The organism is Comamonas sp. w2-DMI (assembly GCF_040187735.1).
Classification (GTDB): Bacteria; Pseudomonadota; Gammaproteobacteria; order Burkholderiales; family Burkholderiaceae_C; genus Comamonas; species Comamonas terrae.
Genome location: NZ_JBANEL010000049.1, coordinates 1 through 13,975 on the forward strand (window position 1 = coordinate 1; position 13,975 = coordinate 13,975).

Below are 13,975 nucleotides of genomic sequence, written 5' to 3' on the forward strand. Positions count from 1 at the left end.
GCCCGCCAAATGTGGGCATCTTGAGTGCCAGAGGCCAGCGGACCTCACGCTCGTTCAAGCACTATCACGCTTGAAATCGAGTTATGCAGAGGTTCCCTAACAAAGTCCAGGTATGGATTGACACAGCTATGGAGCCTGTTGAATTCCTGCGAGCTGACTACAAAGACTTTTCCTTCCCTGCTCATCTGCACGAAACTTTCGCTATAGGCATCATCGAGCGTGGTGCGCAGCAGTTTTCCTCACGCCGCGGTAGGACAGAACTCATGCCCGAGGGGACTCTTTGCGCAATCAACCCAGGCGAAGTGCACGAAGGCTCACCTGGCGCAGAAGGTGGCTGGCAATATCGGATGTTCTATCCCTCCGTTGGGTAGATCACGCGTGCGCTTCGCAGCGACCTGCAACTCGGTGCGCGCCGCCCGCCTGTGCTTGACAAGCACGTAATTGCCGACACCGGTCTGTTCACCGAGTACATGTATCTCCATGACGCCTCCTCCCAGAAGAGCGACTTGCTGGAAAGAGAATCGCGCACGTTGCTATTCTTGCGCAGGCTCTTCGAGAGACACGCGCATGCTGAAGTAAAGAATGTGGTGCCCGTGCCACGAACAGTTGGTATCGTCAAAGACATGCTGCACGCAAACGCCACTGCAACTGTCAGTATTCTCGATCTTGCGAGCGAGGCTGGCGTGTCGGAGACCCAGGTGATCCGATCGTTCAGCGAGGAGATTGGGATGCCGCCCCACGCGTATCTGGTTGCGCTGAGAGTCGAGCATGCCAAACGCCTCATCCGGTTTGGTTTGCCGTTGGCGGCCGTAGCCGCCGACTGTGGTTTCACCGACCAAAGCCATATGCACAGGCATTTCAAACGGCTAACAGGCATCACGCCCGGGGACTTTGCGAAGGCGATGTCAGGACGGTAGGTCAGAAACGTACAAGATTTCTTGAGCTTAGGCAGGCAATCTACGCGGCATAGGAGCCCTTATGCCAACTGTCAAACCTACATCCGAAAAACCCCGACTCATCCCGCTCGTAAGCGACACAGAAACACAGCCCACCGCCGAGATGCGGATTGCCATTGCCAATGCAGACGTGGGCGACGAGCAACGGGGAGAAGACCCGACCGTCAATAGACTGCAGGCCCGTGTGGCAGAGCTTCTCGGCAAGGAAGCCGCCCTGTGGTTCCCCGGAGGAACCATGTGCAACTTCGTTGCAGTCAAGGTGCATACCCGACCTGCAGACGGAGTTATCGCAGATTGGATGTCCCACGTGATTCGGGCTGAGTCTGCGGGGGTCGCACTCAGCAGTGGCGTCCTGGTGGAACCGATTGTCACTCAGCGAGGGGTGTTCACAGTCGACCAGGCGCAGGAGGCATTGAATCGGCTGTCCACGGTGGCGCCTCCGTATGGTCCGCCACCGAAGCTTCTTTGCGTGGAACAAACCCATAACTTTGCAGGCGGCGCCATCTGGTCGCTGCAGGAATTGGCTGCGGTTTCAGAATTTTCCAAGAGGAATGGGTTGGCAACGCACATGGATGGAGCGCGACTGCTGAATGCCTGCGTAGCAAGTGGCGTATCCGCTGCTTCTTATGCATCGCATGTTGACAGCGTCTGGATTGACTTCACCAAAGGACTTGGCGCGCCCATCGGGGCAGTCATGGCCGGCAGCAGAGAGTTCATTGCCGAAGCACGCAGGTACAAGCACGTCTTTGCCGGCGCCATGAGGCAGGCAGGTATCGCAGCCGCCGGATGCCTCCATGCACTGGATCACCATGTAGACCGCCTGGCCGAAGATCATTCCAACGCCCGCCGGCTGGCAAATGGATTGTCAGAGGTGGAGGGCATCAAAGTTCTCACTGCCGTTCCAGAGACCAATATGGTCTACTTTGACCCTGCTGGCCTGGGGTTGTCGCATGATGCGTTCTTGTCTGAACTGGAGCACAGAGGTGTCAGAATGGGCAAGGTGCGGGGAGCTATCCGCGCAGTAACGCATCTGGATGTGTCTTCTGCCGACATAGAACATGCTACTCAAGCCATACGCGATATCGCGGCGAATCCTGGGCAGCGTCAAACGGGCCAAGGTGCGAGACAAGGCTACTGACCAATATGGCCCTGCTCGGTTCCCAGCGCACTGAGAGTGGCTCGAACCTGCGAGAGCACTTCATCTGCCAAGGTTTGGTCGGCTTTGAGCACGCCACGCGAGATCGCCATCGCACCGACGAGTGCGGCAACGATGGTCGTTGCCAGCGCGTCCCTGTCACCGACGACCGTACCAGCTGGCAGCGCCGCACTGACGCCATCCCGCATCTCGACGAACGCATCGGTAAAGCTGCGACTCATTGCCGGGCCTTGGCGCCCGGTCTCACATGCCGTGGAAACCAAGGGGCATCCGCGTGTCATGTCATCCCGCACCACTGGCGCCAAGTAGTTGTCCAGATAGGCCTTGTAATGGCGTGATTCCTTTGGACCCATCGTTCGATCGTGCCCGACGCGGAATGTATACGCGAACGCCTTGGCTGCCAGATCCTGCTTGTCTGCGAAGTGCTTGTAGAGCGCTCCCTGTGTTAGTCCGGCGCGCGCGCAGATGTCGGCGACGCCCACCCCGTCTATCCCACGCTCCTTGAAAAGCATGCCGGCGGAGGCAAGCAGAGCCTCGCGGTTTTCAAACGCCTGTTGCTTAGAAACCTTCATGGCATCTGCCTCGTTGACATCTATTGAAAGTGATCGCTATCATTATGAGATCGAAGTGCGCACCTGTGCATTCGAGTGCGTCCTGTCCCCCGCCCATCTGGGGGCAACGACAAACACCAACTACGAAATCTCATCGAAATGCTAGCAGCCCGTTTTGCCCTGATCTTGCAACGCCGAGGTGTTCACTATGCCTGGGTGGTTGCGGCTGTGACTTTTCTCGCAATGCTCGTGACCTCTGCTGCGCTCGGGCTGCCCGGGGCACTGATGCAACCCCTCTCACAGGAGTTTGGCTGGAGCACTTCTGAGCTCTCCTCCATCTTTGCCACGCGTTTCGCACTGTATGGCTTGCTGGGCCCATTCGCGGCCGTGGTGCTGATGCGCTATGGCGTGTCACGCGTCGTGTCGTTCGCGGCCGGCGTGATCGGGTGTTCGCTATTGCTGGGAGTGTTCATCCACACCCTCGGGCAAGCATTCGCTCTGTGGGGATTCGCGCTCGGAATGGGAACGGGGCTGACAGCCATGGTGCTCGGAGCGATCGTGGCAAACCGCTGGTTCGTGCAGCGCAAAGGCTTGGTGATGGGGCTGCTTGCTGGAAGCAGTGCCACGGGCCAACTGCTGTTCCTTCCGTTGGTCGCCTGGCTGATTGAGCAGCATGGCTGGCGCTGGGCCCTCGTGCCTGTGATTGCGGCATCGGCGCTGGTGTTTGTCCTCGCGATTCTGTTCATGCGTGACAGCCCTGCCGCTCTCGGAATGCGGCCTTATGGAAGCGCACCGGATGCGCCCCCGGCACCTGCGGCACCCCGGGCTGAATGGACTCTGCCATTCAAGACGCTTGCCGCTGCTTCACGTGTGCCCACGTTCTGGATTCTCGCGGGGACGTTCTTCATTTGCGGCCTCAGCACCAACGGCCTTATCCAAACGCACTTCATTTCTCTGTGCGGTGATCGGGGAATGGGGGCGATACCAGCTGCCTCAGTGCTGTCGATGATGGGAGTCTTTGACCTGGTCGGCACGACGCTTTCCGGCTACCTGTCTGATCGCTTCGACAATCGTAAGCTGCTGTTCTGGTATTACGGTCTCAGAGGGCTGTCGCTCTTCTGGCTTCCATACTCCGAGTTCACCCTCATCGGACTCTCTCTGTTTGCGGCGTTCTATGGGCTCGATTGGATCGCGACCGTGCCCCCTACCGTGAAGTTGGCGGCGGCCGAGTTCGGCCCCGAACGCGCGAGTCTGGTCTTCGGATGGGTTTTTGCCGCCCACCAGTTGGGCGCGGCGACTGCTGCATACACCGCAGGCTTGTCCCGCTCCATTCTTGCCTCGTACACGCCTGCCCTGTTCGCTGCGGGCGCCGCGTGCCTGGTGGCCGCTTTTGTGATCCTGCTGGTGCGGCCCAAACCGTCCGTCGACCTGGCTCGATAGCAAGCACTCTTTGCGTCCAACACGGCAGAGCAGACGCAGTTCGCGTATCCAGGCCAAACGCCCATTGCCGTGTCCATCTCGTGCTTGGCAGGCTTCCCACGAACTTCAGTGAGCAACGTGTTAGCCATATTCCCAAAGCGATGCATGTCAATACGCGCTTGTCGTTGTGCTCGCACATGCCGCCTAACCAATGCGGCTGCGGCTCTGGCCCATGCGAGGCGTGGAAGGCCACGCGCTTGCCTGCGGCACTGCTTGACCTCGGTGATATGAGTTCATGCGAACTTGCGCGGAGAAATCGCGCCGAATGGCTCGCCCTGGTCGCCATCGTGGCATTGGGCATCGGGCTCAGTATCTATGCCGTCGTCTCCGAGCGTAGCTATGTGCTTGCCAACGAACGTGGCAGGCTGGAAGCCCAGGCAAAGACGGTGGAGGAAAACTTGCGCCATCAGTTGGCGGGGGTACGCAGCGCGCTGGTCAGCGTACGCGATGTGTACCGAACGCAGGGGCCGAGGGGAAGCGGTCTGTCGATCAAAGCCCTTCGCAGTGCAATGCCAGGGGTACGCGCACTGATAGTCCTTGACAGCGCTGGACGCATCATTCAGTCCAGCGACGAACTTGATGATAGGCACCTGGACGACCGGGATTTCTTGCATAGCATTGCGACCATGCAGGATCCAGAAGCAGTTTTCGTCTCACGTCCGTACGAGAACACCCAGGGTGTCTCCAACATCAAATTGTCGATGAGGCTCGACTCTCCGCCGGGAGACGTCGCGGGCGTGGTCACCGCCATTCTCAACCCTGCCTACTTCGACGTGGTGATGCGCTCTGTGATCTACGCGCCAGACATGTGGAGTTCCATCACCCAGCGGGCAGGATTCGTGGTCCTGTTCGTGCCCGCTGCCAATTCCGCGTACACGCCATCGGTGGACATGCTGCCTTTGCCGGATTCTGGACGGATGGTGTTCCAGAGAGTCATCAACTCACCGCAGACCCGCTTGGACAAAGACCTAGTCGTGACGGTGAGCCGCAGCTACGAAGCCATCAACGGGCCGTGGCAGAGGCTGGCTGCAGGTCTGGGCCTGGTGTGGGCGGGGATCATGATACTGGCAAGCTTCAGCTTGGCATTGGTCCAGGCAAAGCGATCGGCATTGGCGACGCTCCTTGCGGTGCGAGAGAAGGAGCTCGCCGAGAACGCTGAGCGGATGGAGCTTGCTTTGGCCGGAGCACGTATGGGCCTGTGGGACCAATCGTTTCCCAGCGAGCACGTGAAGGTGGATGAACGTGCTGCACAGATGGTCGGGCAGCCCATGTCGGCGTACAAGGCCGGAAGAAACTGGCGCGATGAGGTGCATCCCGATGACCTGGACAAGGTCGTCGTTGCATTTGAAAGGCATCTCGCAGCTGAATCGCAGTTTTACGAGTCTGAGCATCGCCTGCGCCACCGCGATGGTTATTGGATATGGATTCAGGCCCGCGGCAGGATTGTTGAAAGGAGTCCTGACGGGTCACCGCTGCGCATGCTCGGCACACGGGCTGACATCAGCGAAAGCAAGCGGCATGAAGCAGAGATTCAGCGGCTGGCTTTCTACGATGGTCTGACAGGATTGCCCAACCGCCGATTGTTCGTGGATCGTATAACCAGAGCAGTGAACCTGTGTCAGCGCAACCGTGAAAGCGGCGCGGTGCTGTTCCTGGATCTGGACAACTTCAAGGATCTCAATGACACGCTGGGCCACGACAAAGGTGATCAGTTGCTCACGCACGTTGCTGCACGCCTGACCGAGGCGACGCGAATGACCGACACGGTTGCACGCCTGGGCGGCGACGAGTTCGTCGTGCTTCTGCAAGGCCTGAGTTCAAGCGTTCAGGTTGCGAGCGAGCAGGCCGAGCAGATAGGTCGAACCATCGTGGAGAAGCTGGCAACGTCGTACATTCTGAACGGCCACGAAGTCTTCAGCACGACGAGTGTGGGTATCGCAGTGTTTGACGCACAGATCGGTGATATCGAGACAGTGATGAAGCGCGCGGACTTGGCGATGTACCAAGCCAAAGCTGCTGGCCGCAACACTCTTTGTCTGTTCACGCCAGAAATGCAGACGATCGCTGAGCAGAGCGTTGAGCTGGAGCGCGATCTCCGGGGTGCGCTAGCACGGGATGAGTTGTATCTGAACTATCAACCCATCGTCGATGCAAACAGGATGATCACTGGGGTGGAAGCGCTCGTTCGATGGCGACACCCCCGGCGCGGACAGATTTCTCCAGCGGATTTCATCCCGTTGGCTGAGAAGTCAGGTCTGATCCTTCAAATCGGTACATGGGTTCTGGAGCGAGCATGCAGCCAGCTTTACCAGTGGGGTGGCAATGCTGCCTCCCGCCACCTGACGGTGTCGGTCAACATTTCTGCCAGGCAGATGCGCCAGGCTGAGTTCGTTGCTCAGGTTAGATCTGTGCTGACAAGGACCGGGGCAAACCCCCACCTGTTGCGGCTGGAGCTGACCGAAAGCATGTTCTTCAGCGATGTGGACGAAATCATCGGAAAGATGACGGCATTGTCATCCATCGGCGTGCGATTCTCGCTGGACGACTTTGGAATCGGCTATTCCTCGCTGAGCTACCTCAAGCGACTGCCGCTGCACCAGCTCAAGATAGATCAATCCTTCATTCGCGAAGCGCTGAGCCACGCCAGCGACGCGGCGATTGTCACCGCGATCGTAGGTCTCGCGCACAGCCTGAACCTAATGGTCGTTGCTGAGGGGGTGGAGACGCAAGCTCAGCATAATTTTTTGACGGGAAGCAACTGCGATGGCTTTCAGGGCTATCTCTATGCAACACCGTGCTCCGCCGAGCAAATCACTGAGAGCCTCGTTGAGCGCGACCAGCTTTGCGCCAACGGATCAGCCTATGGGTGACAGGAACTACACGATGCGAGTATTTGAGAACATGAAAATTGGGACACGGATGACCTTGTCGTTCGGGATGGTCATCCTCCTGTTGTTGGTGGTTGCACTGGTGTCAATTCAGATGCTGAGGTCGCTCAGCAAGGAGATCAATGACGTCACGCAGGACTTCTATGTGAAGGTGCGGATCACGTCGAGAATTTCCCAGGAGATTGGAGTGCAAGGCCAGTTGGCCCGAGACATGCTCATCCTGCACGGCAGCGAAGCTGAGATGCAATCTTCCAAGATCGCAGCCAGCAGAATGGAGCTCAGAAAGCTGTATGACATCCTCACGCCAATGGTGACATCAAGCAAAGGAAAAGACCTTCTGGCGGTTGTCCAGGCCAAAAGGGCAGATTACGTGAAGGCACTCTCCGAGTTTCTTCAGCGCGTACGGGAGGGCCAGGCAGATGCAGCCAGACAGATGTTGGGCGGGATTGTGCGGGATAACCAGGCAAGCTACACCGCTGCGATGGAGGACTTCATGGCTTATCAGGAAGAGCTCATGAACAAAGCCAGTGCTGACGCCGAGTCCCAAGCAAGCAAGGGAATCCGTACGACCCTTGTGCTTTCGGTGTTTGCAGTCTTCCTGGCAGTCTTTGCGGGACGAGCGCTTTCGAGATCTGTAGTGCTACCAGTAAGGACTGCAGTGGCACTGGCAGAAAAAGTCGCTGCAGGCGATCTAACCATGGTTGTAGAAGTAGACTCGCGTGACGAGATTGGATTGTTGCTGCGATCGCTGCAGAAGATGAACCAGGCCCTTGTGCGGATCGTCTCTGAAGTGCGCGACAGCGCCGAGGCCATTTCCACAGGTTCTGGTGAAGTGGCCAGCGGCGCCGCGGATCTGAGTCAGCGCACAGAAGAGCAAGCCGCCAATCTTGAAGAAACCGCAGCGTCCATGGAGCAGCTCGCTGCAGCTGTCCAGCAGAATGCCACTTCGTCGCAGCAGGCCCGACAACTTGCCATTGACGCCTCAAGCGTTGCTGCCGAAGGCGGTGATATCGTCAGGGATGTCGTCTCTAACATGAATGGGATCGCGCAGAGCGCGGGGAAGGTGGCCGAGATCACCCAGGTGATTGAGGGGATCGCGTTCCAGACGAACATCTTGTCATTGAATGCAGCGGTTGAGGCTGCTCGTGCTGGAGAGCAGGGTCGGGGCTTTGCGGTAGTGGCCGGCGAGGTGCGGGTGCTGGCCCATCGAAGCGCTGAGGCAGCAAAGGAGATCAAGGAACTGATTTCGGACAGCGTCGAACGTGTGGATCGTGGCAATCAACTGGTCAAAACCGCTGGTCAAACAATGGAAAAAATCGTCGCTCAGGTTGCGAACGTCAGCTCATTGATCACGGAAATCAGCTCGTCTAGCGCCGAGCAAACGAGCGGCATTGGTCAGGTCAGCGATGCAGTGCAACAGCTTGACCAAGTTACTCAACAGAATGCCGCACTTGTTGAAGAGAGTGCCGCTTCAGCGGATAGTCTGCGCCATCTTGCTCTTCGGCTATCGGATGTGGTGGCTTCATTCAGGCTGCCTTCACGCTCAGAGCAACGAAGCTTGATTGAGATGAATCGCCCCGGATTTGAACTGCCCCCCAGAGGTTGGACGGTTGAAAGCTAGCAGCTCAACGCCTGAGTTCGGTACGGCACCGGGCTCAGGCCTTTGAGTTTGAGCTTTATACGGTGATGGTTGTAGTAATGAATATAGCGGCGTAGCCCCACCTTCATTTCTTCGATGTCGGCGAATCTGTTCAGGTAGAAGAATTCGGGCTTGAGCGTTCCAAAGAAACTCTCCATTGCGGCATTGTCCAGGCAATTACCTTTGCGCGACATACTTTGCTTCAGCCCGTGGTCGCTGAGTTGCTTTCGATAGGCGGGCATCTGATAGTGCCAGCCTTGATCGGAGTGCAGCAATAGCGCAGCGCCCTGTCCCTTCAGCTTGGAGGGCGCCTTCCTGAGTGAATCGCCCCGGATTCCCTAGACACTTTTGAGCCGTTGGAAATGGCGTTTTTCGAACTCTACCGGTGAAGTATCTCCGGCAGTGCCGTGGCGTCGCTTAGGGTTGTAGAACATCTCGATGTAGTTGAAGACATCGGCTCTGGCTTGATCGCGGGTTGGGTAGATTTGGCGACGGATTCGCTCTCGTTTCAAAAGTTGAAAGAAGCTTTCGGCCACGGCGTTGTCATGGCAATTGCCCCGACGGCTCATGCTGCAAACCAGGTTGTGAGCGCGCAGGAAGTCTTGCCATGCATGCCCAGTGAACTGACTGCCCTGATCAGAGTGGACGGTGACAGCAGCTTTGGGTTGTCGGCGCCACAATGCCATCAGCAGAGCGTTGAGCACTAACTCAGTGTCGATGCGGTGCCCCATGGACCAGCCGATCACCTGCCTGGAGAACAGGTCGATGACGGCACTCAGGTACAACCAGCCTTCAAGGCAGCATGAAACTTGGAAAGCCAAGGCATGGTCAACTCGTTCGACCAAGCCCCAAGACAAACTGCTATCAGCAGGTCGAGACGGATGCTTCGACCCATTTTGGCGGCGGCGGTATGTGCGCCACGCCTCACGGCGTAGACCACACAGATCGTCAGTGCGACAAGAGACACAGTAGCCCGCGCCCAAAAGGGAAAGTCGACATTTGCGAGAGCGAACGCAGTTCCTAGGTAGTAGTCTGCTCTGCAGACCTCCGCGGCAGCAAAGCCAACTACGAACACCTTGGCAAAGACCATGAGTTCGGGCATCTTCATCGCCTGCTTGGTAGCCGTCATTCGCCATTCCTCCCTTTGAAGAGCAAGCGCAATCTATTTTTGATGTTTTGCAGGGCGCGCTGGCCAATCCCCACATCCTGCGTCGTGCGGAAGATTATCTGCAAGCCATCGCTGGCACAGATCTGACAGATGACGTGGTCCTACAGGCCGAAGACGCCCTCAACTTCAACTCAGACTGATCCTCTCAAGCGTTCGGAACCACAGTTCGATCCTCCAATCGAAAATCCGGAGTGGCTTAGGGGCCCTGCTATGACCTCGATTTCACTGACCGCTCGCACCGATAGCAGGCACTGCCTAGCCTATCTGTGAAAGTCTGCAATCAGCCTAAAGCAGCCCACCCAACTGCCCACAGCTTTTGCCGTCCGGCAACAAGAAAAGTGCCTCAACTGAGGCGCCTGGAGAACAGGTACATCGGTGCGTGGCTGTCTGGGGCTCACCCAAGGGTGCAGATAAAAACTTGCACCGGCACTGCCACTCATCCGTCTGCGGCGAGCCTATTGCGGCAACAACCGGAGCGGCATGACAGTAATTCAGTCGCGCCCACCAAAAAAATAGTGTGTACTCACTTTTACGCCTAGATCTTGCTCTAAACGTTCCACAGAAAGAGGGTTAGAGGGCATACGCTGCAACTCCAAGCTTGCGAGTCACCAAAATCTAAAGTTGAGTGGCGGAAAAACGAAAGTACAGTGGCGTTCCGCAGAACTGATGGGCGTCTATCTGTGGAATGCTCATGTCTGCGGCGCACTGTACCCCTTGATGGGCGCAGTGGCGGTCACCCTGCGCAACGCCATTGACCAGGCGCTGGTAGCCGATCTTGGGCGGTTCTGGTGGGCGGGCGGCAAGCTGCGCTATCGCTCCTTCGCACCGCATGTCAATGCTCCGTATCCGGTGCAAGCGGGGCGAGACAACTTTGCCAAGGCCACCCACCTATGGGGCCGGGCAGCGCCGCCGCCATGCGGTACGCGGCAGCGTCACGCCGCACCATGCGGGCGTGATCGCCAAGACTGAATTCTCGACCTGGGAGTTTCTGCTGGATGACGAATTCATGGGACGCGGGCTGATCTGGCCTAAGCACTTGTCGGGCGTGTTTCGCGGGCCATGGCCCTCGCGCCAGGCGGGCGCAGTGCTGGCACATGCCCGCGATCTGGTGGCGACGCTGCGGGACTTCCGCAACCGGCTGTTCCACCATGAGCCAGCCTGGAAACGGTACGGGGTGCGCAGCGAGGCGGACGCCTTGCAGCACTTGCAGGAGAAGATCGACAAGGCGGAAAGCCTGCTGGCACTGATCCACCCCGAGAACCTGCGGCTGCTGCAGGCCAATGGGCTGCTGCGCGATGCACACTGGGCCAGCACAGCGGGCGAGATTCGGCGGTTCCAGCATCTGGCCCAAGTGCATAAGGTCAATTCGCTGGGCAAGCTGGCCGGGCTGGTGGATCGGTCGGCGCTGGAGAACAGCGTCCTGGAAGCCCGGGTGTATCGGGGAAAGCGGTGGAAATTCCTGCTGCTCCCTCAATAAAATGCTTTAGAGTTCACTACGAAGCGATAAGTTCGATTAAAAACCAATTGGGAGAAAAGGTTGTATGGCTGAAATCAGCAAATCCGTCGTCCATCTTACAATGCGATTCGGATCAGAGGAACTTGCAATTGGCACTGGTTTTGTCTATAAAAAAGACGACAGATTTTATATTGTCACTGCCTGGCACAACGTAACAGGCCGCCATCCGGATACGTTCAAGCCTAATAAAAATGTCGCCATCCCTGATAATGTGGTTGTGAATTTTTGCTTTCTACTGGGAGAGAATGGCATGGGGCGTATGGCGATTTCCCTTCCGCTTTACAACGACGAGAGGGCTTGCTTTTACATCCATCCGGAAAATTGGCCCAGGGTCAATGTGGTCGCAATACCGTTTGATCCTTATGTGGCGCATCCCATCGCTGGATACACCGGGGACGGCAAGGAAATCAATTTCTCGATCCCGCTATTCAACGAAGTAGGCAATGGCTTGCAGACTTCAATCTCTCCCATCCAAGACCATCTGGTCAGGAGGGGGGAGATAGTTGAAAAGTGGTTTAAAAGCGTTGATGTGACAGAGGAGCTTTTCATCCCTGGCTATCCGCAGAATGTTCATGATATGCACGTTCAGCCTGTATGGAAGCGGGCCACCATTGCGTCCTCCGTGCAAATGAAATGGAACAGACAGAAGAAGTTTCTCGTAGACAGTGCCTCCAAGAGTGGCATGTCTGGTGCTCCCGTTCTCTATTACAACCCACGGGGCAGTATTTCAATGCACGGAACGACATTCCAGTTAGGAGGCGAGGTCTCGATACTTGCTGGAGTCTATGTTGGCAGAGTCGGTGTTACTAACGAAAAAGATCCACAGATTGGGATCGTCTGGCACAGCGATGTCATTGATGAAATCATCGAGGGTGCGCGCTATGAGGAACATCCGGATCGCTTGGAAATATTGCTCAAGGATTTTGAGAAAGTGGTTGAGGAAGTTTTGGTCACCAGCTCGAAAGAGGGGCTTGAAAACATCAACAACCCTGATCTTCCTTCCAGATATTATGTCCAGAGAGAGATTTTGAAAAAAATCGAGGGTCGAGCATCCCCTGAAAAAGTGCTGGACACTCTCCTGGATGTTGCCAAGCGCTATACCGGCCCATTCGCTGAATCAGAGTAAACGCGCTATTCAATCCGATACGTGTATCTCTCGGGCGTCCCGGCGTTCCGCCGTCGTGCTGTCGTGCTGTGCATTGAGCCTCGCGGCGCGAGTCTCGCCCCATTCGGGCTTCCATCCTTGACGCCTTCGGCCCTGGCGGGCCTGCGCGCTGCGCTTGCCAATACCGGGTGTGCGTGGGGTGGTGGGTGGGGCGGCTTGCTGTTTCCCCATGGTGCCACGGCGTTCGCACCGTAAAGGGCGGCGCGTGCAGGCACGCTTGCGGCCTGCGGCCGTCGTGACCCTTGACGGCTTGCGCTGCGCCGTGCCCCGGAGGGGCTGGGCAATTCCGCCCGGCAACCTTCGAGGAGTTCACCATGAACTGCGCATTCATCACCGACGAGCAGCGTGCGCTGCTGCTGGCCAATGGCCGCGAATCTCTCCAGAACCCGGGCTTCGATCCGGCGCCCGTGGTCAAGCTGTTCACGCCAGATGCTGGCGCGACCTGGTTGCTCTCCGAGCTTGATCCGGATGACCTTGAAGGGCGCCGTGCCTTCGGATTGTGCGATCTGGGCCTGGGGATGCCTGAGCTGGGCTGGGTTAGCCTGCAGGAACTAGCGACCGTGCGCGGGCGGCTGGGGTTGCCGATCGAGCGCGATCTGCATTTCCGTGCGGAGAAGCGCTTGAGCGCCTACGCGCGTGATGCGCGGCTGGCGGGGCGGATCATCGTCTGATTCCGTCAAGGGGCGCCATGCCCCTTTCTTCTCTATTCGCTCTGGGCGTTCACTAGGGTTTCCAGCGGCGCTGGGCTGGCTGCGACACCGTGCCCAGCAGGCGCACGGGCGATAGAGTAGGGGGCGTGTCGTTCCTGGGAAAGCGGCGGCGCACTTCGCATTCCAGTTCGTGAGCGAAGCCGCGTGCGTCTTTCTCGCCGCGCAGCGCCCGCTGCCGCCATTCCTTGGCGTGGGCGAGCAGGTCGTCGTCCTGCAGTTCTCGTAAGTCCATGGTGAGCACCATTGTGCCGATGCCGTGTGCAATTGCAGTCCATGGGGATTTCATGGAAGTCCTCTGGGCGTCCCCAGCCCTCTGGGAGATGGCCGGTCGCGCTCTCGTGCTGGCGCATCGAGCCGCCTGCGGCGTCTCGCCCCCTTCGGGCTTCGATCGTTCCCTCGCTCCGCTCGGCTGACGCCTCCGGCCCGGCTTCCAGCTTCGGGCCTGCGCGCTGCGCTTGCCGTGCGGTCGGCGTGTGGGAGGGCCGTTGCCATGTCCAGCCGTCTTCCCTGACTCCATCACCTTGTTCGCGACTGTAGCCCGCGGCCGTGTGCCGTCAAGGCGCGCAGGGCCGTGTCCTCGGCTGCGCCTGCGGGCCGCACCCACCCTGCGCTGGTTTCCTTGACGGCCCCCGTCCACGGGCTCCCTTTCGTCGCGGGCGATGAACTCAGGAAAGACGGTGGCAACAGGGCCAACCGGGTTCCTCGTGCCGACCGCACCGAACAGCCGAAAGGCTGGGCTCCGAATCT

The 13,975-nt window shown here is 58.2% G+C and carries 13 protein-coding genes and 2 pseudogenes; 10 read left to right on the forward strand and 5 right to left on the reverse strand.

The window, feature by feature from the left end; translation table 11 throughout:
* Positions 1-128 precede the first annotated feature (128 nt).
* From V8Z74_RS26320 to V8Z74_RS25225, 3 genes are all read left to right on the forward strand, one after another.
* Positions 129-371 carry an AraC family ligand binding domain-containing protein gene (locus V8Z74_RS26320; protein ID WP_502879609.1) on the forward strand — a complete coding sequence of 81 codons (243 nt, stop codon included), beginning with the start codon at positions 129-131 and terminating at the stop codon, positions 369-371.
* A gap of 51 nt (positions 372-422) precedes the next feature.
* The gene (locus tag V8Z74_RS25220; protein WP_349712068.1) at positions 423-917 is read left to right on the forward strand and encodes a helix-turn-helix domain-containing protein; all 495 of its coding nucleotides are present in this window, start codon (positions 423-425) and stop codon (positions 915-917) included.
* 61 nt (positions 918-978) lie between these two features.
* Positions 979-2,094 (forward strand): threonine aldolase family protein, encoded by a 1,116-nt coding sequence (locus V8Z74_RS25225; RefSeq protein WP_349712070.1) that lies wholly within the window; start codon positions 979-981, stop codon positions 2,092-2,094.
* Here V8Z74_RS25225 and V8Z74_RS25230 read toward each other — a convergent pair.
* The gene (locus tag V8Z74_RS25230) at positions 2,088-2,684 is read right to left on the reverse strand and encodes a TetR/AcrR family transcriptional regulator (RefSeq protein ID WP_349712072.1); all 597 of its coding nucleotides are present in this window, start codon (positions 2,682-2,684) and stop codon (positions 2,088-2,090) included. The genes V8Z74_RS25225 and V8Z74_RS25230 overlap by 7 nt on opposite strands.
* A gap of 138 nt (positions 2,685-2,822) precedes the next feature.
* Here V8Z74_RS25230 and V8Z74_RS25235 point away from each other — a divergent pair, with 138 nt between their 5' ends.
* The 3 genes from V8Z74_RS25235 (at position 2,823) to V8Z74_RS25245 (ending at position 8,651) form a co-directional block, all read left to right on the forward strand.
* On the forward strand, positions 2,823-4,103 hold the full coding sequence (locus tag V8Z74_RS25235) for an MFS transporter (protein WP_349712074.1): 1,281 nt from the start codon (positions 2,823-2,825) through the stop codon (positions 4,101-4,103).
* Between the two features lie 236 nt (positions 4,104-4,339).
* Positions 4,340-7,012, forward strand: a complete 2,673-nt coding sequence (locus V8Z74_RS25240; protein ID WP_349712076.1) for a bifunctional diguanylate cyclase/phosphodiesterase — start codon at positions 4,340-4,342, stop codon at positions 7,010-7,012.
* Positions 7,005-8,651: a methyl-accepting chemotaxis protein gene (locus tag V8Z74_RS25245; RefSeq protein ID WP_349712078.1), complete on the forward strand. Its 1,647-nt coding sequence runs from the start codon at positions 7,005-7,007 to the stop codon at positions 8,649-8,651. The genes V8Z74_RS25240 and V8Z74_RS25245 overlap by 8 nt, the downstream gene beginning before the upstream one ends.
* Here V8Z74_RS25245 and V8Z74_RS25250 read toward each other — a convergent pair.
* The 3 genes and pseudogenes from V8Z74_RS25250 to V8Z74_RS25260 form a co-directional block, all read right to left on the reverse strand.
* Positions 8,648-8,989, reverse strand: a pseudogene (locus V8Z74_RS25250) (IS3 family transposase); the annotation flags it as partial. The gene V8Z74_RS25245 and the pseudogene V8Z74_RS25250 overlap by 4 nt on opposite strands.
* An 18-nt stretch (positions 8,990-9,007) precedes the next feature.
* Positions 9,008-9,463, reverse strand: a pseudogene (locus tag V8Z74_RS25255) (IS3 family transposase); the annotation flags it as partial.
* Positions 9,445-9,798, reverse strand: coding sequence for a hypothetical protein (locus tag V8Z74_RS25260; protein WP_349712080.1), 354 nt, complete (start codon positions 9,796-9,798; stop codon positions 9,445-9,447). The pseudogene V8Z74_RS25255 and the gene V8Z74_RS25260, both read right to left, overlap by 19 nt.
* A gap of 705 nt (positions 9,799-10,503) precedes the next feature.
* On the opposite strand from V8Z74_RS25260, the gene V8Z74_RS25265 reads away from it, so the two are divergent.
* The 4 genes from V8Z74_RS25265 to V8Z74_RS25280 all read left to right on the forward strand — a co-directional run bounded on the left by V8Z74_RS25265 (position 10,504) and on the right by V8Z74_RS25280 (position 13,189).
* A complete protein-coding gene (locus tag V8Z74_RS25265; protein ID WP_349712082.1) occupies positions 10,504-10,806 on the forward strand; it encodes a hypothetical protein in 303 nt (100 codons plus the stop codon).
* Positions 10,790-11,314 (forward strand): hypothetical protein, encoded by a 525-nt coding sequence (locus V8Z74_RS25270; RefSeq protein ID WP_349712084.1) that lies wholly within the window; start codon positions 10,790-10,792, stop codon positions 11,312-11,314. The genes V8Z74_RS25265 and V8Z74_RS25270 overlap by 17 nt, the downstream gene beginning before the upstream one ends.
* Positions 11,315-11,378: 64 nt before the next feature.
* Positions 11,379-12,479 carry a hypothetical protein gene (locus tag V8Z74_RS25275; RefSeq protein WP_349712086.1) on the forward strand — a complete coding sequence of 367 codons (1,101 nt, stop codon included), beginning with the start codon at positions 11,379-11,381 and terminating at the stop codon, positions 12,477-12,479.
* A gap of 353 nt (positions 12,480-12,832) precedes the next feature.
* Positions 12,833-13,189, forward strand: a complete 357-nt coding sequence (locus V8Z74_RS25280) for a DUF2958 domain-containing protein (RefSeq protein ID WP_349712088.1) — start codon at positions 12,833-12,835, stop codon at positions 13,187-13,189.
* Between the two features lie 52 nt (positions 13,190-13,241).
* On the opposite strand, the gene V8Z74_RS25285 is transcribed toward V8Z74_RS25280, so the two are convergent.
* Positions 13,242-13,460, reverse strand: a complete 219-nt coding sequence (locus tag V8Z74_RS25285; protein ID WP_349712090.1) for a hypothetical protein — start codon at positions 13,458-13,460, stop codon at positions 13,242-13,244.
* Positions 13,461-13,975 lie beyond the last annotated feature (515 nt).